This window comes from Tissierella sp., from assembly GCF_032104385.1.
In the GTDB taxonomy this organism is placed as follows: domain Bacteria; phylum Bacillota; class Clostridia; order Tissierellales; family Tissierellaceae; genus Tissierella.
The window spans coordinates 258,877-280,305 of the sequence record NZ_DAMCHJ010000002.1 but is presented as its reverse complement, the minus strand read 5'-3'; the positions used below and the strand labels follow the sequence as shown (position 1 = coordinate 280,305).

General features: G+C 29.4%; 23 protein-coding genes and 2 other annotated features. Of the genes, 15 read left to right on the top strand and 8 right to left on the bottom strand.

Features of this window, described 5'->3' with window-relative positions; genetic code table 11:
* The first annotated feature begins 56 nt into the window (after nucleotides 1-56).
* From RT714_RS03335 to RT714_RS03305, 7 genes are read left to right on the top strand one after another with little or no spacing between them, the layout of a single operon-like run.
* A complete protein-coding gene (locus tag RT714_RS03335; RefSeq protein WP_313756193.1) occupies nucleotides 57-1,136 on the top strand; it encodes a GNAT family N-acetyltransferase in 1,080 nt (359 codons plus the stop codon).
* Nucleotides 1,136-2,104, top strand: a complete 969-nt coding sequence (locus RT714_RS03330; RefSeq protein ID WP_313756192.1) for a hypothetical protein — start codon at nucleotides 1,136-1,138, stop codon at nucleotides 2,102-2,104. Before RT714_RS03335 ends, RT714_RS03330 begins: the two co-directional genes overlap by 1 nt.
* Before the next feature lie 22 nt (nucleotides 2,105-2,126).
* Entirely contained in the window at nucleotides 2,127-3,407 is a 1,281-nt protein-coding gene (locus RT714_RS03325; RefSeq protein ID WP_313756191.1) for a B12-binding domain-containing radical SAM protein, read from the top strand.
* Between the two features lie 10 nt (nucleotides 3,408-3,417).
* Nucleotides 3,418-4,041 carry a class I SAM-dependent methyltransferase gene (locus RT714_RS03320; protein ID WP_313756190.1) on the top strand — a complete coding sequence of 208 codons (624 nt, stop codon included), beginning with the start codon at nucleotides 3,418-3,420 and terminating at the stop codon, nucleotides 4,039-4,041.
* Nucleotides 4,038-5,402, top strand: a complete 1,365-nt coding sequence (locus RT714_RS03315) for a B12-binding domain-containing radical SAM protein (protein WP_313756189.1) — start codon at nucleotides 4,038-4,040, stop codon at nucleotides 5,400-5,402. The genes RT714_RS03320 and RT714_RS03315 overlap by 4 nt, the downstream gene beginning before the upstream one ends.
* The gene (locus tag RT714_RS03310; RefSeq protein ID WP_313756188.1) at nucleotides 5,402-6,724 is read left to right on the top strand and encodes a B12-binding domain-containing radical SAM protein; all 1,323 of its coding nucleotides are present in this window, start codon (nucleotides 5,402-5,404) and stop codon (nucleotides 6,722-6,724) included. Before RT714_RS03315 ends, RT714_RS03310 begins: the two co-directional genes overlap by 1 nt.
* 14 nt (nucleotides 6,725-6,738) lie before the next feature.
* Entirely contained in the window at nucleotides 6,739-8,103 is a 1,365-nt protein-coding gene (locus tag RT714_RS03305) for a B12-binding domain-containing radical SAM protein (protein ID WP_313756187.1), read from the top strand.
* 33 nt (nucleotides 8,104-8,136) lie between these two features.
* Here RT714_RS03305 and RT714_RS03300 read toward each other — a convergent pair whose 3' ends face one another.
* From RT714_RS03300 to RT714_RS03285, 4 genes are all read right to left on the bottom strand, one after another.
* Nucleotides 8,137-8,373, bottom strand: a complete 237-nt coding sequence (locus RT714_RS03300; RefSeq protein WP_313756186.1) for a hypothetical protein — start codon at nucleotides 8,371-8,373, stop codon at nucleotides 8,137-8,139.
* Between the two features lie 76 nt (nucleotides 8,374-8,449).
* Nucleotides 8,450-8,662 carry a DUF3787 domain-containing protein gene (locus tag RT714_RS03295; protein ID WP_313756185.1) on the bottom strand — a complete coding sequence of 71 codons (213 nt, stop codon included), beginning with the start codon at nucleotides 8,660-8,662 and terminating at the stop codon, nucleotides 8,450-8,452.
* A gap of 19 nt (nucleotides 8,663-8,681) precedes the next feature.
* On the bottom strand, nucleotides 8,682-9,614 hold the full coding sequence (locus RT714_RS03290) for a VanW family protein (protein WP_313756184.1): 933 nt from the start codon (nucleotides 9,612-9,614) through the stop codon (nucleotides 8,682-8,684).
* Between the two features lie 153 nt (nucleotides 9,615-9,767).
* Nucleotides 9,768-10,190: a ferritin-like domain-containing protein gene (locus RT714_RS03285; protein WP_313756183.1), complete on the bottom strand. Its 423-nt coding sequence runs from the start codon at nucleotides 10,188-10,190 to the stop codon at nucleotides 9,768-9,770.
* 164 nt (nucleotides 10,191-10,354) lie between these two features.
* Here RT714_RS03285 and speD point away from each other — a divergent pair, with 164 nt between their 5' ends.
* The 8 genes from speD to RT714_RS03245 all read left to right on the top strand — a co-directional run bounded on the left by speD (nucleotide 10,355) and on the right by RT714_RS03245 (nucleotide 16,516).
* Nucleotides 10,355-11,149, top strand: coding sequence for an adenosylmethionine decarboxylase (gene speD, locus RT714_RS03280; RefSeq protein WP_313756182.1), 795 nt, complete (start codon nucleotides 10,355-10,357; stop codon nucleotides 11,147-11,149).
* A gap of 12 nt (nucleotides 11,150-11,161) precedes the next feature.
* The gene (speE, locus tag RT714_RS03275) at nucleotides 11,162-12,010 is read left to right on the top strand and encodes a polyamine aminopropyltransferase (protein ID WP_313756181.1); all 849 of its coding nucleotides are present in this window, start codon (nucleotides 11,162-11,164) and stop codon (nucleotides 12,008-12,010) included.
* Between the two features lie 101 nt (nucleotides 12,011-12,111).
* Nucleotides 12,112-12,609 (top strand): AI-2E family transporter, encoded by a 498-nt coding sequence (locus RT714_RS03270; RefSeq protein WP_313756180.1) that lies wholly within the window; start codon nucleotides 12,112-12,114, stop codon nucleotides 12,607-12,609.
* A 4-nt stretch (nucleotides 12,610-12,613) separates the two neighbouring features.
* Nucleotides 12,614-13,207, top strand: coding sequence for an HD domain-containing protein (locus tag RT714_RS03265; protein WP_313756179.1), 594 nt, complete (start codon nucleotides 12,614-12,616; stop codon nucleotides 13,205-13,207).
* Between the two features lie 79 nt (nucleotides 13,208-13,286).
* On the top strand, nucleotides 13,287-14,204 hold the full coding sequence (locus RT714_RS03260; RefSeq protein WP_313756178.1) for a diguanylate cyclase: 918 nt from the start codon (nucleotides 13,287-13,289) through the stop codon (nucleotides 14,202-14,204).
* A gap of 83 nt (nucleotides 14,205-14,287) precedes the next feature.
* Entirely contained in the window at nucleotides 14,288-15,070 is a 783-nt protein-coding gene (murI, locus tag RT714_RS03255; protein ID WP_313756177.1) for a glutamate racemase, read from the top strand.
* 211 nt (nucleotides 15,071-15,281) lie between these two features.
* Nucleotides 15,282-16,187, top strand: coding sequence for a DUF4846 domain-containing protein (locus RT714_RS03250; RefSeq protein ID WP_313756176.1), 906 nt, complete (start codon nucleotides 15,282-15,284; stop codon nucleotides 16,185-16,187).
* A 206-nt stretch (nucleotides 16,188-16,393) separates the two neighbouring features.
* Nucleotides 16,394-16,516 (top strand): hypothetical protein, encoded by a 123-nt coding sequence (locus tag RT714_RS03245; protein ID WP_313756175.1) that lies wholly within the window; start codon nucleotides 16,394-16,396, stop codon nucleotides 16,514-16,516.
* Nucleotides 16,517-16,569: 53 nt separating this feature from the next.
* Here the strand turns inward: RT714_RS03245 and RT714_RS03240 are convergent, their stop codons facing one another.
* From RT714_RS03240 to RT714_RS03225, 4 genes are all read right to left on the bottom strand, one after another.
* The gene (locus RT714_RS03240) at nucleotides 16,570-17,334 is read right to left on the bottom strand and encodes an ATP-binding cassette domain-containing protein (RefSeq protein ID WP_313756174.1); all 765 of its coding nucleotides are present in this window, start codon (nucleotides 17,332-17,334) and stop codon (nucleotides 16,570-16,572) included.
* The gene (locus RT714_RS03235) at nucleotides 17,300-18,199 is read right to left on the bottom strand and encodes an ABC transporter permease subunit (RefSeq protein ID WP_313756173.1); all 900 of its coding nucleotides are present in this window, start codon (nucleotides 18,197-18,199) and stop codon (nucleotides 17,300-17,302) included. Before RT714_RS03235 ends, RT714_RS03240 begins: the two co-directional genes overlap by 35 nt.
* A 17-nt stretch (nucleotides 18,200-18,216) precedes the next feature.
* Nucleotides 18,217-19,206: an ABC transporter substrate-binding protein gene (locus tag RT714_RS03230; protein ID WP_313756172.1), complete on the bottom strand. Its 990-nt coding sequence runs from the start codon at nucleotides 19,204-19,206 to the stop codon at nucleotides 18,217-18,219.
* A gap of 164 nt (nucleotides 19,207-19,370) precedes the next feature.
* Nucleotides 19,371-19,609 (bottom strand) — a binding site (T-box leader).
* A gap of 211 nt (nucleotides 19,610-19,820) precedes the next feature.
* The gene (locus tag RT714_RS03225; protein WP_313756171.1) at nucleotides 19,821-20,813 is read right to left on the bottom strand and encodes an ABC transporter substrate-binding protein; all 993 of its coding nucleotides are present in this window, start codon (nucleotides 20,811-20,813) and stop codon (nucleotides 19,821-19,823) included.
* A 285-nt stretch (nucleotides 20,814-21,098) separates the two neighbouring features.
* Nucleotides 21,099-21,338: a binding site (T-box leader), on the bottom strand.
* Nucleotides 21,339-21,429: the final 91 nt, after the last annotated feature.

Sequence of the window (21,429 nt, the reverse complement as noted above, 5' to 3'; positions counted from 1 at the left end):
ATTAAATGATATTTTGTATTATAATTTGACATAACTGTAACCCAAGGAGAGATAAAATGGATCTTGTTAAAGTAAGTCATAAAAACAAGGGAAAGTTTCTTGAATTTTATAAAAGGCAATATCTAAATAATCCATTAAAAAGAAATTCATTATATGGACTTTTGAAAGGATTAATCAATGGGAAATCTGAGCTATGTAAATCTGTAGATTTAGAACCATTAATGATAATAGAAGGCAAGGAAATACTTATGATTTGTATATTAGCTTATGCACATAGAATGTCGGAAGTCTTACAAATAGGTTTTTTTGAAGCTGAAAGGTATGATTTAGACGCCTTTAGATTAATTATGAATAGAGCTGAAACCTTAGCCAAAGAAAAAGGGGCAATAAAAATATCTGCATCTTTAAATGTTCATATAAATTATGGATTAGGATTTTTAGCTAGTGATTATGATAAGGAACAGAGCTTTGGCATGGCTCATAATCCAGATTTTTACCATGATTTTTTTGAACAAAATGGATTTAAAGATATAGAGATGTTAAGTTATAAAAAAGATATAAGAACTATGGAAAATTTATTTAGTGATAGGTTAAAAGATAGATTAAAAGAAAGTTATAGGGTACGTCCTGTAAATTTGAAGAATTTAGAGTATGAAGCAAATTTATATACTGAAATTAACAACAAAGCCTTTAAGGATCATCTTTTTTATTATCAAAGGCAAGCTTTTGAAGATCTAGAACTATTTAATGATTTTAAATATTTATTAAAACCAGAAAATCTTATATTCGTAGAAAAAAAGGGAGAACCTGTTGGTTTCATGCTATGGTATCCAGATTTTCATCAAATAATGAATCCTAAAGAAACGGTAGGGGTATTAACAGTAATAAAAAATAAATTATTCTCAAGAAAAATAGATACTTTTAAGATTGTAGAAGTGGGAGTAATACCTGAAGAACAAAGTAAGGGAGCTGTTTTGGCCTTGTTTGATTATTGCTATAAGCATTCTAAGGACAAGTTTCATTACTGCGAATCTGGATGGATATTATCTGATAATCAAAAATCTAAGGCCTTTGGAATAAAATGGGCAGATGGTGAGTCCAAACGTTATAAAGCATATATTAAGGATTTGATATAATGAGTAGTTATAGTTCTATAAACGAATTATATATAGATTTTAAAAAAAGAGAAGAGATAAATTGTCAAATAGGGTTTAATTATGACTTGGTTCCCTTATTAGAATTATTGGAGAAAATTAACTTTTGTAATCAAAGATATGAAATAGTTGAAGATAACATAATTATTTCTTATTTACTAAGGATAAATATATTTAACTTCAGGGATTTATTTCCATTGAATGTAACAGCAGAAATTATAGGGCTACCTATATCTATATCGGAAAAAGGTTATTGGGGTAAAGAAGCTTTAGTTGAAAAAAATATTAAAAAGAGAAAAGGACTCAAGATAATACTTAATGGAGATAGAGAATTTAGCCATGGTGGAAAAACTCTATCGACCTTTATTTTTAATAATAGGTTTTCAACATTTGGAGAGTATATAGAATCACTAAGGAGTCCATATAGAAGACGAATTAGGAAAGCTCTTATGCACAGAAAAGATTTAGAGATAATCAAATTAGATAATAAAGATTTTAATGAAGATCATTATAATTTATACTTAAGTATAATGGATAGAACGAAACACCCACTAGAAACGCTATCAATAGAGTTTTTTAAAGCATATGAATCGGAAATATATGAATTTGTTCATAGGAAAACTAAAAATATAGTAGGGTTTATTCAAACGAAATTAATAAAAGATAGATTGTGCTTTATCTTTGGAGGGTTTAGAAAAGAAGATAATGAGATTTATGATATTTACTATAATATGCTGCTGAAGGTTATTGAAATTGGCATTGAAAAGCAAGCGAAGACAATTGAATTTGGCCAGACAGCAGAAGAAAGTAAATTGAAAATTGGATGTATAGAGGTACCAAAGTATGTTTATGTACATCATAGTAATATAATAATTAATTGGTTTATTAGACTGTTAATACCTTTGTTTTCATACAAGCCCTATGGTATAAAGCATAATGTTTTTAAATAAAAGATATAAAGGTGGAGAATTTATGATTGTATTCTTGAAAAAGGTAAGGGTAAAAACAATATTCTCTGCTTTTGACCCAGTAAAGGTAGAGCCATTAGAGTTGTCTTATTTAAAAACTGTTTTAGATGAAATGGATGTAGAAAACTATATAGTAGATGATTTGTTTAAATTAAAACCTTCTAAAAACCTAATACCAGATATAATAGTATTAACTGGATATAATGTGGCGGAGAATGAGATTATAAGACAGGCTAGGAATTATAAAAAGATATATCCAGAGGTAAAGATAATAGTAGGAGGCGTCCATATTCAACTAAATACTTTAGACTTTCATGTAGAAGGGATAGATTATGTCTATCATTCTCATGGCTTATGTACATTTAAAAAGCTCATAGAAAACATTATAAATAAAAATCAAACTCCCATAGATTATGGTGTAGATACTTTCATAGACAATCTTATGGAAGAGAAATGCTTTCATATAGGAAATAAACAATGGATTTCTAAAAATGAGAACATCCTTCCCAATAGAGAACTATTTAAAGAAATATCTGATCAAGTACGTTATTTAGAGAAGAAATCAGTTGCATTAATTAAAGGAAGTATTGGATGTCCATATAATTGCTCCTATTGTTTTTGTAGAGAGATTAATGGTAGTCATTATATAAAACCAGATTATGAAAATATGTCTAGGGAAATGGAAAAAACAGATGCGGATTATTTTTGGATAGTGGATGATGTACTATTTGCTGATAGAAAGGATGCATTGAATTTTATAGATATTATGCAAAATACTCATAGAAAAATCATAGGCTATCTGAGGGCAGACTATATTCTAAGAGAAAGGGACTTGCTTCCTAAATTAAAGGAGGCAGGACTTTGGGAGGTAATTGTTGGTTTTGAAGCTACTAACAATGAAGAATTAAAGGGATATGAAAAAACTACAGATGCCTTGGACTATCCTGAAGTAATATCTTTACTTAGAGATAATGAAATTGATTTGACAGCACTTTTTATGGTGCAACCAGATTATACTTTTAAAGATTTTAGAAATTTATATAGATTTATAAAGAGAAATAATATCGAAGTATTCACCATATCCATTCTTACACCTATAAAGGGTACACAAAACTATGAAATATCAAAATCGAAATTAATTACTCAAGATCCTAGGAATTTTGATTTTTTGCATTTAGTATTTAAACCTAAATTGCCTAAGGTAGTATTCTATTTATTATTCTATGGTATACATATAAGATTATTAAAATCCAAAAGGATTTGGAAATATATTTTAAAGAAATAGGGGACTAAAAATGACAGCAAAAATATGGAACTTTTGGGCTAAGAAATATGAAAGGTTGTGGGTGCAAAAATATTCCCTAAGACCTACTAGAGATTATATTACAAGGATCATAAGTAAATATATAAAAAAAGAAAAAAATACTAAAATATTAGATTTAGGTTGTGGACCAGGAGAATTAATCCGAGATTTAGAGCATGAATATAAGAATCTAGATATTACTGGAATTGATTTTTCCGAAGGTATGTTGGAGGTATCTAGAAAAAGAAATCCTAAAGTTAAACATATCAATATGAATGTAGATGATTTAGATAAATTAGAGGATAAATTCCATATTATTACTTGTACCCATTCTTTACCATACTATAAGACTCCTCATAATGTAATAACACAGTTGTCCAGATTATTAGAGGATGATGGAAGAATAATTATTGGGTTTGCCAGTGGTGATAGTTTTTATGATAAATTGGCATTATTTTTTGTAAAAATTACCACTGGTTCTGCAAATTATTATTCAGATAGAAGGTTTAGAAATCTCATTGAACCTTATTTTGAGATAGAAGATTTAAATATTATAAGGGAAAGATTTTTTATGCCTAGAATTGCAATATATACTTTAAAGAAGGTAAAGATATGAAAGTATTATTAGTTCGTCCTAAACCCCATAAAGAAACTATTGGGCTACAGCATGTAATGATATGTGAGCCTTTGGAATTGGAATACTTAGTATCTAATATACCAGATAGAATACAAGATAAAGTTGAAGCAAAGATAATAGATTTGATAGTTGAGAAATCTCCTTATAAGCATATCTTACTAGAAGAAAAGCCTGATTTCGTTGTATATACAGGATATATTACTCACGTAGGTATTATAAAGGAATTGGCAAAGGAATCCAAAGAATTATTTCCAGATGTAAAAATAGGTGTAGGGGGAGTCCATGCAGAAGTAGTGGGTAAGGACTTTAACTCAGAATATATAGATTTCATATATACTCGAAATGGTATTGATGGGTTTAATCTAACATTAGAAGAACTATTGAATTATAAGGAAACTAAGGAAATCAATTATATGCTTATGAGCTTAGAGTCTAAAAAGACAGAATTTAATTATAAGTACCCTCAAAGGGAGGCAGTTTCTAAGTATAGAAAGCATTATTATTATATGTTTCATAGTCCTTGTGCTTTAATAAAAACATCTTATGGATGTCCATATAATTGTAGTTTTTGTTTTTGTAAAGAAATAACCGATGGAAAGTATTTTGCAAGGGAAATTGAAGATATAATAGATGAGCTAGAGAAAATTAAAGAGGAAGAAATATATATTGTAGATGATGATTTTCTTTATAATGTGGACAGGCTTCAGGAATTTGTTTATACTGTCAAAAGAAGAAATATAAAAAAGAAATATTTAGTTTATGGCAGAGCAGATTTTATTGTAAAAAACAAAGAGATTTTAAAGGAACTTAAGGAATGTGGGCTACAGGCAGTTATAGTAGGGATTGAATCCTTTAAATCTAAAGACTTAAAAGCATATAACAAGGGAACAACTAGAGAGATTAATGAAGAGTGTATAAAGATATTAAAAGAGCTAGATATTGAGCTATATGCAACTTTAATTGTGCCATTAGATTTTACCGTAGATGATTTTAGACAATTGACTAAATGGTTAAAGGGCTTAGATATAAGGTTTGTTAACCTTCAACCCTTAACACCAATACCAGGAACTGAGATATTTGAAAGATATTTACCTGAATTGTTAGTAAAAAGAGAGGATTATCATCTATGGGATATGGCTCATGTAATTCTAAGACCTAAATTTATGAGTATTAGAAGATTTTATTTAGAATTGTTAATTGCATACTATAGAATAATCATGAGACCTAAGCATATGTATGGATTAATTAAAAAATATGGAATAAAATCTAATCTTAAAATGCTGTTGGGCAGCAGTTGTGTGAGCTTCCAATATATTTACAAGATTGTGAGGGGCTATTGATGAAAAAAATACTTCTTATTCAACCTAGTCCATATGACCAAGCTGACAAACCTATTAAGAAAAAAAGGCTATATTTTGTAGGACTTGCTATGCCCCTTTTAGCAGCTATGTTACCAGAAGACTGGAAGGCGGAGATTATTCTTGAAATAATCGAAGATATACCTATGGATACAGATGCAGACTTAATTGGGATTAGTACCATGGGTCATGGTGTAATTCGCTCTATTGACATAGCTAAAGCATTTCGTGCTAAGGGAAAAACAGTAGTTTTAGGAGGTTATATGGCAAGTATAATGGCAGAAGAAGCATTAAAATATTGTGATGCTGTAGTAATTGGAGACGGAGAGCTTGTGTTTAAAGAGTTACTTGAGGATTTTGGAAAAGGAAATTTAAAGAAAATCTACGAAAAAAGAATAGAGAATGGTATATACTCAACACCGCTTCCTCGTTTTGATTTAATAATAAATAAGAGTATTGGAGATTTTCTACCTGTTCAAGCAGGAAGAGGATGTCCAAATATTTGTAGTTTTTGTTCTGTTGCTTGTTTATATAAAGGCTCATATATAAGGAAAGATATGGAAGAGGTACTACGAGATATTAGACAGGTAAAGGATTTAGGATTTAAAAAATTTTTACTTTTAGACGATAATATTTTTTCTGATAGAGATTATTTAATGAGTTTATTAAAGGAAATTAAAAAAATGAATATGGAATGGATGAGTCAATGTGATATTAGAATAGGAAAAGATAATGAATTACTAAAGGCATTATCAGAAAGTGGTTGTGCTGCTCTTAGTTTCGGTCTTGAAAGCATTTCAAAGGATAGCTTGATAGCTATGAATAAAGGTTGGGCAAATCCTTTAGAATACTCTAGATTAATAAAGAATATTAAGTCTTATGGTATAGAAGTATCTACAGAAATGGTAGTTGGAGGAGAGGGAGATACAATAGAATCCATTAGGGCAACAAAGAATTTTATAGAGGAAAATAAAATTTCTGTGCCTAGATTTTATATTTTGACTCCTATTCCAGGGACAAAATTTTTTAAGGAAATAGTAAACCAAGGAAGATTGATAAATGATAATATATATGATTATGATGGAACACAAGCCGTGCATAAGCCAGCTAATATGACACCAGAAGAATTAACTAAATCCTATTGGGAGTTATATGAATCTGTTTTTACTTTAAGGTCTATTATTAAACGTAATATTTTAAGAAAGGATTTCTTAAGAAGCCCAGGTAAATTCTTATTTTATTCTTTAATAAATTTATATTATAGATATCAGATAAAACAAAGAATTACACCTAATATATTTTAGACAGGGGAAAGTATATGAAAATATTGTTAGTTAGACCTCCAAGAATTAAACAGGCAATAACTGTAAGTGATTTTATGTTTTCAGAACCTCTAGGTCTTGAAATGATTTATGGTGTAATAAAGGATGACTATGAGGTTGAAATCTTTGATATGATGGTTGAAACTATGGAATTAACTGAGAAACTAAACTCATATAAACCTGATATATTAGGGATAACAAGCTTATGTATAGATGTAAATAAGGTTATTGAATTATGTATTGAAGCTAAGAGAGTAGATGAAAGGATAATAACTTTTATAGGGGGCACACAAAGTTATCTTAATCCAGAAGCTTTTATACATGGTGCAGTAGATCATATTTTCGAATATACTCAAAGAGAAAATTTAAAGAAGTTTTTCAACGTAATATCAATAGAGGAGAAAGTCATTCCTATAGATGGTATTAGATCAAGAGTATTAAACTATAAACCTACAGGCAAAAAAGGTATCAATGAATATTTGCTTCCAGATAGAGCTTCAACTGCAAAATATCGTAATGAATATTCATACTTTGGATATCAACCTGCAGCTATTATGGAATTTGGTATGGGATGTGAAAAGGTTTGTGATTTCTGCCTTAGATGGAGGATTGAAGGAGTAAAAGAAAGATTAATTGATTTAGATATAACTAAAAAAGATTTAGTACAGATTAAAGAGCCAACTATAATGTTTATAGATAATGACTTTTTTGCCAGTGAAGAAAAAATTAAAACATTTATTAAGCTTGTAAAAGAATTAGACTTAAAAAAGAATTATATAGTATATGGTTCTGTGAAAGGAATAATAGAATATAAGGATGTTATTAAGGAATTTGTTGAGTTAGGTTTAAAGGCTGTTCTTGTTGGATACGAAACTTTTAATGAAGTGGAGATGGAAAAGTATCGAAAAAAATCTACTATAGAAGATAGTTATAAGACAGCTACTATACTTAGAGAGTTGGGAATTGATGCATGGGCTTCATTTATGGCTCACCCAGATTGGAATAAAAAAGATTTCCAATTATTTAGAGCATTTATAAAAGAACTAAGACCACAGATATCCTCTATTAGTCCTTTGACTCCCTTTCCTAATCTACCAATGTATAAACAATATGAAAATAGATTGCTTTATAATAAAGAAGATTATGAGAAGTGGAGTTTTGGACAGGTAATAATCAAGCCATCTAAGATGAGTTTACGACGATATTACTATGAGCTATTAAAGACAAATCTATATATAAATTTATTTATAAATAAAAATACAAAGATGATTCATAGATATGGGATAAACAATATTTTTAGAATAATTAGAGGTTCCCTAAAATCTGTTATAAAATATATAAATTTAATGATAAAAGCATAATTAAGAGAAGGCAAGGGAATCCTTTGCCTTCTCTTAATTATGTCTACTTGCTAAATCATTTAATAAATCTGATGTTAGTTTATTTATATCTTCCATCTGCTTATTTAGTTTGTCAAATTTTTTAGATAGTTCCTTATCCTTTGTATTTCCTAAATCATTAGCACTAAGCAACATACTAATACTTGTAAAATGCTCCATATTAGAAAAATTATTTTCTTCTATTTTTTTAGCTTGATTAAGTATTTCAGCCATAGCTCTTGGATTTTCCATACTATCATCCTTTCATATATCTATAGAATTAGTATGTCATAATATATAGAAATTATCATAAAAAATAAATTGGACATTACTTTTTATTTATATCATCTACCCATTCTTTCGCTTTTATTACAGCATCATAGGTTGGTATTGAAACCCCAGAATCTGGTATCTTTTCTTCAGTATTATAGTATATATCTGTTGGTGAATATCCAAAATCGGGGTCTTTATGATTTTTATAGGAACCTGTTGCTGATGTATAGTCTGTTTTGGTATTTAGACTTTTCTTATTCTCTTTCATATAAATTCCTCCTTAATAATTAATTAGTTTCTATTACTTTTGGTAATGGTTGATACTTACTAATTCCCATATTTTTTATAATATAATGGTCATCACCATAAAATATTGTAAGAGTAGATTTAACTGTAGCTCCATCCATTCCACCTAATACAATTTTTGTTTCCCCAGGATTTAAATTTTCATTTTTAATATATTTTATAGATGGTTTCGTAATGTTGTTAATTTCATGATTCCATTCTGTTTTAGGAGGTTTTTTACTACCGTAAAATCCCATATACAATCTATTACCAATCATCTCTGCCCAAATCAATATTGAATTTTCAGTAGTATTTTTAAATATTAAATCTTTTACACCATAAGCAACAGTTGCATCTTGGCCATAAGGTACATAGTTAACTGGCATGGAGTGATTGTGCCTTTCTATAATTTCAAGATTAGATAATACTGCTAAATTGTAAAGGGTTGTGGCAATTTTACATACTCCCCCACCTTCTGTCATTATAATATTACCTCCTATATATGAGGCACCTTCTTTAAAACCTTTAAGCTTAGTATAAGGGCCTATGGCAGAGTTTTGAGAAAATATTTTTGAAGGTTTTATTACTTGACCTTTAACTTTTTGGCTGGCTAGATTAACATTATATTCCTCACCTGGTAAGGGATTATTAAGTACAGCACAAAAACCTGCTATAAGAATAGGAGTATTATATTTTTCCTTGGTCTTTAAAAAATCATTATCATTTCTCCAGGGCATATTACTTATTTGCCCCGATGTTTCAGGAATATCATATCGATCATTTCTTTTATTAATCATAAGCTCTGGATTCTGATTGGTATTAGAAAAAAGATTATTAAATTTTAGATAATCAAAGCTATTATTAGCAGTATAAACTGTTGTTGACAATAATATAGATAAACTAATAGGTAGAATAGTTAATTTAAATTTATTCATAGAAACCTCCATATATAAAATAAAATTTATACCTTAGTAATATAGTTTCTTAAATTTATGTAAAAAATATTCTAATATGAATTGCCATTATATGTTATGAAATATACTAAAAAATTTTGAAGGCGTATAAAATATTTTATACGCCTTCAAAATTTAAAGAGTATTATATATGGTACTGAACATAGTTGCATGTTCTAATTCATCAACCATTGCATAATAGAATGTATCTCTAACAAATTGATCTGTAGTAGAGAGCTGGACATCTCTATAAAATTCTCCTGCTGCCAATTCATCTTTTAATGCCATCAATATTCCTTCCTTATAATTTGGGAAGCTAACAGGAGTTATCATATATTGTGGTAAATTCCCAGTAAGATAGCAATAGAGTTTAGTGAATTTTTCTAAATGATCTAACTCATCTTCCATAGCATGATGAATAAATTCCTTGTGTAAATCATTTGGTGCTTCCTTTAATAATCTTGAATAGAATTCGGCAGCAGTGGCTTCATCCACAATTGTATCATAGACAAATTCAATGATTTGTGGTATATTATGGCATCCTAAAAGTGGTAACATACTATCCCTCCTAAAAATTATTTGCATTATATTTTATTCATAGAAAAAGATAATGTGAGTACCGAGTTTAGTATTAAAAAGATAAACTATAGACATAAATAGATAAATAAAGTAAAATTGTATAAGGCAAAAGCCGCATATGATATTTAGAAATGGGGTAAGAAATGGAAAAGCTTAAGCTATATGGGTTTAATAACCTAACTAAGACACTTAGTTTTAATATCTATGATGTTTGTTATGCTGTGACACCAGAAGACAAACAAAGGTATATTGAATATATTGATGAACAATATAATTCAACTAGATTAACAGAAATACTCGTAGAAATTACTAAAATAATAGGTGCCAATGTTTTAAACATTGCTAAGCAAGACTATGAACCTCAAGGTGCTAGTGTGAATCTATTAATTACAGAAGAAGCTATACCAATTGTTTCAGTAGATCCATCCTGTAATCTAGGTACCTTGATACCTACACCAAGGCATGTAGTGGGACATTTAGATAAAAGCCACATTACAGTTCATACTTATCCTGAAAGTCATCCTGATAAAGGAATAATGACATTTAGAGTAGATGTGGATGTATCAACATGTGGAGAAATATCACCACTTAATGCACTAAATTATTTAATTGAGAATTTTGATTCGGATATTATAATTTGTGATTATCGCATAAGAGGATTTACAAGAGATATAAATGGAAACAAGCATTTTAAAGATCATCGGATTAATTCAATACAAGACTTTATATCTTCAAAAAATTTAAACTTATATAATAGTATCGATGTCAATGTATATCAAGAAAATGTATTTCATACAAAAATGATATTAAAAGAATTAAATCTTGACAACTATTTATTTGAGATGAAAGCTGAAGATTTGAATGAAAATGAAAAAAATGATATACTAAATAAATTAAATCAGGAAATGCATGAAATATATTATGGTCGAAATTTCTAAGGAGGTTGTAAAATGGATTTATGGTTTAATGAATGGAATACAGAAAGTTGTAAGCTTTCAATAAAAGTGAAGGAGCCCATATATTCAGAGAAAACACCTTTCCAAAAAATCGATTTTTTTGACTCTTATGATTTTGGAAAATTTTTTACATTAGACGGTATGATGATGGTAAATGAAAAAGATGAGTTTATATACCATGATATGATAGTTCATGTTCCCATGGCAGTAAATCCTAATATTAAAAATGTACTTGTAATAGGTGGGGGAGATGGTGGTACAGTAAGAGAATTAATAAGATATAATAGTATCGAACAAATTCATATGGTGGAGATAGATGAACGAGTAGTAAGGCTATGTCAAAAATATTTACCAATAACCTCGTCTAAGCTTGAAGATAGAAGAGTTACCTTATATTTTGAAGATGGAGTAGAGTTTGTAAAAATCAAAGAAAATTTTTATGATTTAATATTGGTAGATTCAACGGATCCAATTGGACCAGGGGAAGGATTATTTACCATGAGCTTTTATAAAGATTGTTATAAGGCATTAAATGGAAATGGTATCCTTATTAATCAACATGAGAGTCCATATTTTGAAGAATATAGGATAGAAATGCTAAAGGCACATGGTAAATTAAAGAAAATCTTTGATGTTTGTGAAGTATATCAATTTCATATGCCCACATATTCATCTGGACATTGGCTATTTGGATTTGCATCTAAAGGGCTGCATCCAACGAAAGATCATAAGGCTGAAAAATGGGAGAGTCTTAATCTAAAAACTAAATATTATAACTCTCAAATTCATCAAGGAGCATTTATGCTACCAACCTATGTAAGAGAATTATTAGAATCAGTATAATATATAAAAGCTCTGAAATATTTAATATTTTAGAGCTTTTTTGTTTACAAGCAGTATAGCTATGATATAATTTCATATAATAGAATTATTAGGTTAGCAAATTGAGGAGATTAAAGATGCATAATAAAAAAGATTTTCTAAAACAAGTAATCTATGATACTGGAAAAGGTATCAAGGGTTATATGAAAGCTCAAGCTACATTAATGTTTATAACCTTTATAATTCTTAGTATTGGTCTAACTGCTATAAAAGTCCAATATTCTATATTAATATCAGCAGGAATATCCATATTAGATATTATTCCTGTATTGGGTGCAGGTATAGTAATGTTACCTTGGGCTATAATTAATTTTCTAATAGGGAATAAAGAGATAGGCACAGATTTGGCAACTCTTTATGTTGTTCTGGTTATATTAAGACAACTTGCAGAACCAAAGGTAGTAGGAAAAGAGATTGGAGTTAGACCTATTTATACATTTATTGCAACGATACTAGGATCTATGATATTGGGGCCAATAGGTATTGTACTAGGACCTATAACAGCTGTAATAATTAATTCAATTATGAAGATAAAAAAACAACCAGATAATAGGAGATAAAGATATGATAAATGAAAGATTATTAAAAGATATAAAATTTATTGTAGAGTTAGATAAAATGAAATCTATTTTGAGGCAAACAAGTATAATTGGTGGAGAAAGAAGAGAGGATGATGCCCAACATTCTTGGCATATATCTGTAATGGCAATGATTTTAGGAGAATATTCCAATGAAAAGGTAGATATATGCAAGGTAATAAAAATGTTACTGACTCACGACTTAGTAGAAATATTTGCTGGAGATACATTTTGCTACGATAAAGCTGGAAATGAAGATAAAAAGGAAAGAGAGGAGTTAGCAGCAGAGAAAATATTTGGGATGTTGGATGAAGACAAAGGTAGAGATCTAAGAGCATTATGGGATGAGTTTGAAGAGATGGAAACTACGGAAGCATTATTTGCAGCATCTATGGATAGACTTCAGCCAATGCTAAATAATTACCATAATAACGGGGGGACTTGGAAAAAGTTTAACGTGGCTAAAGAGGATATTTATAAAAGAATAGCACCGGTTAAGAATTCGTCAGATGAATTATGGGATTTTGTTCAGAATATGATTGAAGATTCATATAATAAGGGGTTAATATTGAAGGAATAATAAATATAGTACTCTTGTAGGTTGGAAAAAGTGGATATATTTAAAATGGGAGGAAAACCATTTATTTAGGGGAGATATTGTGGTGCGAAAAAATAATATTGATTTTTTAAGGGATGAGGAAAAGTTAAGACTCATTGCAGCTATTGATCAGGCAGCTGTATCTATTATAATGACAGATATAGATGGTAATATTCAATATTGTAATCCAGCTTTTGAACAGACAACGGGCTATTCTTTTGAAGAGGTAATTGGACAAAATCCAAGAATCCTTAAAAGTGGATTAATTTCAGATGAGGTATTCAAGGATATGTGGGAAACTATAATTGGAGGCCAGAACTGGAAAGGAGACTTGATTAACAAAAAAAAGGATGGTACCATTTATTATGAAGAAGCTAGAATTACACCTATAATTGATAATGAAGGAAAGATAGTAAATTTTTTAGGAGTTAAACAGGATGTTTCACGGAGGAAATATCTGGAAGAAAAGCTAAAACAAACCTCAATAAGAGACCCTTTGACCAATTTATATAATAGAGGATATATATTTGAAAGATTAAGTCAATGTCTAGAAATATTTAAAAGAAATGGGGAAGGATTTTCCCTGGCAATAATTGATATGGACTTTTTCAAGGATATAAATGATACTTATGGGCACCAGGCAGGGGACTATGTATTAAAAGAGTTTTCAGAAATCCTTACCTCAGGTATCAGAGTATATGATATAGCAGGCAGATATGGAGGCGAAGAATTTATTTTAATTTTACATGGCATAAGGAAGAAAACATCGGCAAAGATAATTAAGAGAATTCTAGAAGAAGTGAGAAACTCTACTTTTGCATATGAGGATAAAGAGATAAAAATTACATTTAGCTGCGGAATATGTGATGTATTGGAAATTGATAAAGGAAATTTATCAATAGAAAGTTTGGTTTGTAAAGCGGACAAGAGATTATATGATGCAAAAAACACAGGAAGAAACAAGATAGTAATAGATTAATGACAGGTATAATATCTGCCTATTTTAAAATATACTATTTTCATATAAAATTTATAGTTAGTTTATATTATTGGAGGGATAAAATGCAAATAGGTTTTTTTGATTCCGGTATAGGGGGAATCACTGTATTATATGATACATTAAAAATATTACCTAATGAAGATTATATATATTATGCAGATACAATAAATGTTCCATATGGGCAAAAAACGAAGGAAGAAGTTAAAAAATATATATTTAATGCTATAGAGTTTATAATAGAGCAGGGAGTTAAGGCTATAGTTATTGCTTGCAATACTGCTACAAGTGTTGCTATTGAAGAATTGAGGGCTAAATATAATATTCCAATTATTGGAATGGAACCTGCTGTGAAGCCTGCTGTTGAAAAAAATAAGAATGTAGATAAACGAGTCTTAGTAACTGCAACTGCTTTGACTTTAAAGGAAGAAAAACTTCAAAATCTCATTACTAAATTAGACAATGATCATATTGTTGATTTATTACCACTTCCAGGATTAGTTGAGTTTGCAGAAAGATTTGAGTTTAATGAAAAAGAGGTAATGCCTTATCTTGAGGAAGAATTACTTAAATATGATCTAAATAAGTACGAAACTATCGTTTTGGGATGTACTCACTTTTCTTTTTATAAAGATGTATTTAGAAAAATACTTCCAGCAGATACAAATATAATTGATGGAAATCTTGGTACTGTAAAACATTTAAAAGGGCTTTTAAGAAATATGAATGCTTTGAATGAAGGAAATGGTAATATCACCTTTTATAATTCAGGATTGAAGGTGGAGGACAAGGATAAGTTAAATAACTATAATGAGTTATTTGAGATACTCGATTATATTAATGGATAATGTTGAGTAAAGAGGTGATAGAGTGCATATTCTTTGTTTGCTTATATTTCCTGGAATTATTTACTATATAGTTCGTGGTGCTGTTCATGAAGGGGTATATAATGCATTAATAGAATATTATAAATAAAAAAGTGAAGAGCAGGATGAGAACTAAATTAAGATATACTTTTTATATGTTATTTATCAAATAATATTGCTAGGGGTGAATTAGTTGAATAAAAGGTTAATAGCAATATTTATAATAGCAGGCTCTCTAATTTTTATAATATATTGGAGGTTCTTTAATATTAATAGTTTACCAAAGAAGGATATAATATTAGAAACAGAGTTTTCAACAAAATTTGAGAGTAACAAGCAAATTAATTATCTTAATAAAAATGGCAATACAATACAGGAAAGATACTTAACTTTAGAAGGATATAAAAGAATAGAAGTAGAAAAAAATAGCTTTCAAGAATTTTTGAGAAATCAAAGTTTAAAGCCATATGGTGAAAAGGTTCTATACTATAATGGCAGAGAGAAAAATAAAAATGGTGTTTATGATAGTGTTATAGATGTTGAGATAGGAGATAGGGATCTTCATCAATGTGCAGATGCTATTATGCTTTTAAGGGCAGAGTATCTTTATTCAGTAGGTAAATATGAGGATATTAGTTTTAACTTCGTTTCAGGATTTAAGGCTGAATATAAGAAGTGGATGGAAGGATATAGAATTAAGGTTGATGGAAACAATGTAAGCTATTACAAAGCTGTAGAACCATCAAATACTTATGAGAATTTTAGAAAATTTATGGACATGGTCTTTGCCTACTCTGGCACTTTGTCTTTGGAAAAGGAATTAGAATTTATTGACATAGAGGAAATGGAAATCGGAGATGTGTTTATTATTGGAGGAAGCCCAGGTCATGCGGTTATTATTGTAGATATGGCTATAAATAATAATGATGAAAAGATATTTATCCTTGCCCAATCATATATGCCAGCCCAACAGACTCAGATACTTATTAATCCTATGAATGAAGAAATAAGTCCGTGGTATTCAATAAAAGATAAAGAAAAGCTCAGAACTCCTGAATGGACATTTGAATTAAATAGATTGAAAAGATTTGTAGAATAAGAGGGGATTAAAAATGAGGTTATAGATTTGCTATAATCTCATTTTTAAATTTATTAAAGTAATATTTATATGAAGTTTTTTAAAAAAATTCAGATAATATTTAAAATGTTTATGTTATAATGTGCTAAATTGAAAGACTCTATAAATTTCAATCTGAATTTACTTGGTAGCTAAGAAATTTTTATGTTAGAAGGAGATAATCTTAAATGGAAGAATTATTGAATAAAATAATAGGCAAATATAACTCGGGAAAAACTATAATTGTTGGAATTGATGGTCTAGGAGGGGCAGGAAAGAGTGCAGTAACAGAGTTGCTAAAAACACCTTAGTAAAAAATTATAAACCACTCCTGCTATTTAATAAGAAGGAGTGGTTTAATGATTTATGCTACATTTTCCACAAGCTTTTCCCTGTAGATATCAAATAATTCTTTCTCTGTTACATTTATACTTGGCTTATCTAATACTATTTGACCCTTATCTAACATTATTATTCTATCTGAATATTCTATGGCATCCTTCATATTATGAGAAATCATTATAGTTGTCATAGAGTTTTTCCTTATTAACTCTTTGGTTTTTTGCATTACAACATTAGAGGTTTTAGGGTCTAATGCGGCTGTATGCTCATCAAGCAAGAGCAAATCAGGATGCTTCATAGCAGCCATTACTAAAGATAGAGACTGTCTTTGTCCGCCAGATAGAAACTTTACCTTGGTATTTAACTTGTTTTCAAGACCTAAATCTAGGTCTTTTAATAATTCTATATATTTATCTATATTATTCTTTTTTATAAGTTTTCTTAAAGTAAATTTTGTTCCTTTTTTATCTGCTAAGGACATATTCTCCAATATAGTAAGGGAAGGAGATACTCCCATAGATGGATTTTGATATACTCTTCCTATATGGATTGCTCGTTGCTCTTCTTTTAGTCCTTCAATACTTTTTCCATTCAATATTATTTGTCCCTTATCTGCTAAGATGCTTCCTCCTATTAAATTGAGAAGAGTAGATTTTCCACAACCGTTAGAACCAATAATTGCTGTACATTTATTTTTCTCTATATCTAAATTAAAATTATTAAATATATTTATTTCATTATCTGTATTTTTATTAAAATTCTTTGATAGGTTTACTATTTTCAACATTTGTTTTACCTCCTTTGTTTTTCATAGTTTCAAATAAATCAGCTGCAAAATTATTATAGGATAGAAATACTATTACAATTATTGCATTTATAGCTCTAAGATCATTGGGATCTAGACCTAAATCTATAGCGATTCCACCAATAATTTTGTAGATTATTGCTCCCAATATTACTTTTGTTGTATTTTTTATTTTGTTAGAATTCTTTTTTATAGTATCTCCTATTATAATTGAAGCAAGGGCTATTACTATAATGGAATTTCCCATAGTTATATCTGCAAAGCCTTGGATCTGAGCCATTAAAGCACCACTTAAAGCTACTAAACCATTAGCTAACATTAATCCTAATACCTTATATTTATTACTATTTTCTCCAAGAGATTTTACAAGAGATTCATTGTCTCCTGTTGCAATTAGTAAATATCCTGTTTCAGTTTTTAAAAATTGATCTAGTGTAATTTTTATCAACAATACAATTATGATTAATACCAATAAAGTTGGGCCTAAATCAAAAATTGAATTATATTTAAATAATGGGAAATTAGATTTTCCATTTATTTTTAAATTTACTGAATAGAGTATAGTCATAGTTAATATACCTGACAACAAAGGTTTTATTCTTAGTTTTGTAAAGAGTGTTGCCGTAAGTAATCCAGCTAAGGTTCCAAAACAAAAAGCCATTAAGGTGCTAACTATTGGATTAATTCCCATAGATATAAACTTAGCAAATATGAATGCCCCAAAAGGGAATGTTCCTTCTACAGAAAGGTCTGCTATATCTAAGACCTTATAAGTCAAGAATACTCCCATAGCTAAGACTGCAAATATAAGTCCTTGCTCTAACGATGTAATAATTAATGAATTCATATATATCACTCCAATTTTTAATCAATTTTTGAAGCATCTTTAAATACTTCATTATTTTCATCAATTTCTAAAGCCTTTAATGTTTTCATATTAAAAACCTTTTTAGTATTAGTAGCAGTTTGTGATGGAACATTGGAAGGTAAAGTTTTATCAACTAAGATTTCCTTAGCCATTTGTGCAGTTTGTTTACCTAACTCATAGTAGCTAATTCCATCAGTAACAAGAATACCACCACTAACATGAGAATCTTCAGCACCAACAGTAATTAATTTGTTTGATATAGCCTTTTCAGAAACTATATTTATTGCAGATGCTACCATATTGTCAGTTATAGTATAGATGCCATCAACTTTTTTAACTATTGAATCTATTGCCTGAGGCATATCAGATATACTAGATATTCCAATTTCTACTATTTCTAGACCTATGGAAGGTGCTAAATCTTTTGCCATTTCAACTTGGACTTGGGAATTGGGTTCGCTGGTATTAAAAATGATTCCAACTTTTTTAATATTACTATCTAAATCCTTAAATAATTGTAATTGTCTATCCATTGGACTGGCATCTGATGTTCCAGTAACATTCCCACCAGGGTTTTCCATTGAATCTACTAATTCTGCAACTACAGGGTCAGTTACTGCACTAAATAGTATAGGAATATCATTAGTAGATTGTTTGGCAGACTGGGCTGCTGGTGTTGCTATAGCATAAATCAAATCAACTTTATCTTTAATAAATTTTTGAGATATGCTCATTGTAGTAGGAATATCTCCTTGTGCATTTTGGTAGTCTATTTCTGCATTTATTCCAAGTTCTTTTAATCCATCTTCAAAACCTAATCTAGCATCATCCAGTGCTGGATGGTCTGCTAATTGGCTGATTCCAATTCTAAATATTTTTTCTTCAGATACACTATTTGGCTTACTTACATTTGAATTACAACCTGATAAAAATACTATACCACTTACTGCTAAAGATACTAATTTACTAATTTTGCTTTTTTTCATTTTTTTATCCTCCTCAATTTGAATTGACGATTGAGAATTGACAATTTAAATTTGGTTAAGTAACCTCACGTAGTTTTCCAATTAAATTTAACCTAACTTAATTTTCTGTGTTAAGTCATAAAAAAAATCTTTCAATCTCTATAAATATAGTTTTTAACTATACTTATAGGGACGAAAGATTATATCTCCGTGGTACCACCCTAATTATGACAAAAGTCATCACTCAATCAGACCTAACAGTCTTATCCCTTATAACGATGGGCTTTCGGATTCGCCTACTTGGATAACCTTTTAGCAAATCGGCTCAGGAGTGTATATTACATATCTTGTTATTGTTGGTTTTCACCCTTCCCAACTCTCTTTAAATAATCAATGATATCTTTCTCTCCATCAGAGCATTTTTTAATATTAGATAAAATGATAATACTTTATTGTAGTAATGTCAATACCTTTTTTGAAAAAATTTAAAAATCTCTGATGGTTTCCTATAGAAGGCAGCTGAAATCTCTAATTTCATGGAAGCGGCTTATGGAATGTTTAAGAGAAGTTGCCTCTATAGATCATAGATGTCTTTCTTATAAGTATAGTTGAAAATATTAAGTTGTATTTTTAGGTTATTCTTCTATCTTTATAGCATCTTTAAAGAGTGAAAGATTTATATCTAATTCTAATGCTTCTAAAGTTTTTATATTTACTGTTGTTATAGTTTTTTCTGCTACACCGACTGGTATAGTAGAAACATGCTTTTTATCTACAAGTATTTCTTTTGCCATTTTAGCCGTTTGTTTACCTAACTCATAATAACTAAGTCCATTTGTTACCAATAATCCTCCTTTTACTTGGGTTTCTTCTGCACAAACAGATATGATTTTTTTATCCATAAGTTTTTTTGATAATAACTCCACAGAAGAAGCTATGAGATTATCACTAAGAGCATAAATACCATCAACTTTGTTTAATATTGAATCTATAGCCTGAGGAAGTTCATTAACATTACTTATTCCAACTGTAATTATTTCTAAACCTTCATTTGGAGCTAGATTTTTTACTTCTTCTATTTGAATTTCAGAATTTGCTTCAGAGGTATTATATAATATACCAATAGTTTTTATACTAGGGTCAATTTCTTTAAACATTTTTAACTGAGAATCTGTAGGAGCCATGTCAGATGTTCCAGTTACATTGCCACCAACATTCTTCCAATCTGTAACTATTTCTGATTTCACAGGGTCAGTTACTGCACTAAATAGTATAGGAATATCATTAGTAGATTGCTTTGCAGATTGGGCTGCTGGTGTTGCTATAGCATAAATCAAATCAACTTTATCTCTTACAAATTTTTGAGATATGCTCATTGTAGTAGGAATATCTCCTTGTGCATTTTGGTAGTCTATTTCTGCATTTATTCCAAGTTCTTTTAATCCATCTTCAAAACCTAATCTAGCATCATCCAGTGCTGGATGGTCTGCTAATTGGCTGATTCCAATTCTAAATATTTTTTCTTCAGATACACTATTTGGCTTACTTACATTTGAATTACAACCTGATAAAAGTACTATACCACTTACTGCTAAAGATACTAATTTACTAATCTTACTTTTTTTCATTTTTTTATCCTCCTTGTAATGTAATTAATAGGATTTATAGGATAATTGGCATAGATTGAATGCAATTAGATAATTAGAATTTTCTTAAATAACCTCACGCAGTTTCGCAACTCAAATCTATTCACTGGATAAGCTTCTATAGATTCGGCCCTAACTGGCACTCCCATGATAAATTCTACATTAAGGTTGGTGCTCATTGCCTTTGACCTACATTAACTCACAACCTTCGTTGTATTAGGTCATAAAAAAAATCTTTCAATCCCTATAAATATAATTTTATATATTTATAGGGACGAAAGATTATATCTCCGTGGTACCACCCTAATTATGACAAAAAGTCATCACTCAATCAGACCTAACAGTCCTATCCCCTATAACGATGGGCTTTCGGATTCGTCTACTTGCAGAATGGGTTTAACGAATCAGCTTAGGAGTGAATATTACATATCTTCTTAATGTTGGTTTTCACCTTTCCAACTCTCTGTAAATAAGTTTAGATATCTTTCTCTCCATCAAAGCATTTTTAATATTAAAAAAGATGATAACACTTTAATATGATAATGTCAACAGTTTTTTTAAGTGTTTTTCTATATAAAGTATGATAATTCTATACAAT

Bases quoted from the DNA above. Each gene is read 5' to 3' on its own strand.
- RT714_RS03325 (WP_313756191.1), top strand. From the start codon at position 2,127: ATGATTGTATTCTTGAAAAAGGTAAGGGTAAAAACAATATTCTCTGCT.
- RT714_RS03310 (WP_313756188.1), top strand. From the start codon at position 5,402: ATGAAAAAAATACTTCTTATTCAACCTAGTCCATATGACCAAGCTGAC.
- RT714_RS03300 (WP_313756186.1), bottom strand. From the start codon at position 8,373: ATGGAAAATCCAAGAGCTATGGCTGAAATACTTAATCAAGCTAAAAAA.
- RT714_RS03290 (WP_313756184.1), bottom strand. From the start codon at position 9,614: ATGAATAAATTTAAATTAACTATTCTACCTATTAGTTTATCTATATTA.
- RT714_RS03320 (WP_313756190.1), top strand. From the start codon at position 3,418: ATGACAGCAAAAATATGGAACTTTTGGGCTAAGAAATATGAAAGGTTG.
- RT714_RS03225 (WP_313756171.1), bottom strand. From the start codon at position 20,813: ATGAAAAAAAGTAAGATTAGTAAATTAGTATCTTTAGCAGTAAGTGGT.
- RT714_RS03335 (WP_313756193.1), top strand. From the start codon at position 57: ATGGATCTTGTTAAAGTAAGTCATAAAAACAAGGGAAAGTTTCTTGAA.
- murI (WP_313756177.1), top strand. From the start codon at position 14,288: ATGCAAATAGGTTTTTTTGATTCCGGTATAGGGGGAATCACTGTATTA.
- RT714_RS03305 (WP_313756187.1), top strand. From the start codon at position 6,739: ATGAAAATATTGTTAGTTAGACCTCCAAGAATTAAACAGGCAATAACT.
- RT714_RS03265 (WP_313756179.1), top strand. From the start codon at position 12,614: ATGATAAATGAAAGATTATTAAAAGATATAAAATTTATTGTAGAGTTA.
- RT714_RS03245 (WP_313756175.1), top strand. From the start codon at position 16,394: ATGGAAGAATTATTGAATAAAATAATAGGCAAATATAACTCGGGAAAA.
- speD (WP_313756182.1), top strand. From the start codon at position 10,355: ATGGAAAAGCTTAAGCTATATGGGTTTAATAACCTAACTAAGACACTT.
- RT714_RS03235 (WP_313756173.1), bottom strand. From the start codon at position 18,199: ATGAATTCATTAATTATTACATCGTTAGAGCAAGGACTTATATTTGCA.
- RT714_RS03230 (WP_313756172.1), bottom strand. From the start codon at position 19,206: ATGAAAAAAAGCAAAATTAGTAAATTAGTATCTTTAGCAGTAAGTGGT.
- RT714_RS03295 (WP_313756185.1), bottom strand. From the start codon at position 8,662: ATGAAAGAGAATAAGAAAAGTCTAAATACCAAAACAGACTATACATCA.
- RT714_RS03285 (WP_313756183.1), bottom strand. From the start codon at position 10,190: ATGTTACCACTTTTAGGATGCCATAATATACCACAAATCATTGAATTT.
- speE (WP_313756181.1), top strand. From the start codon at position 11,162: ATGGATTTATGGTTTAATGAATGGAATACAGAAAGTTGTAAGCTTTCA.
- RT714_RS03240 (WP_313756174.1), bottom strand. From the start codon at position 17,334: ATGTTGAAAATAGTAAACCTATCAAAGAATTTTAATAAAAATACAGAT.
- RT714_RS03330 (WP_313756192.1), top strand. From the start codon at position 1,136: ATGAGTAGTTATAGTTCTATAAACGAATTATATATAGATTTTAAAAAA.
- RT714_RS03315 (WP_313756189.1), top strand. From the start codon at position 4,038: ATGAAAGTATTATTAGTTCGTCCTAAACCCCATAAAGAAACTATTGGG.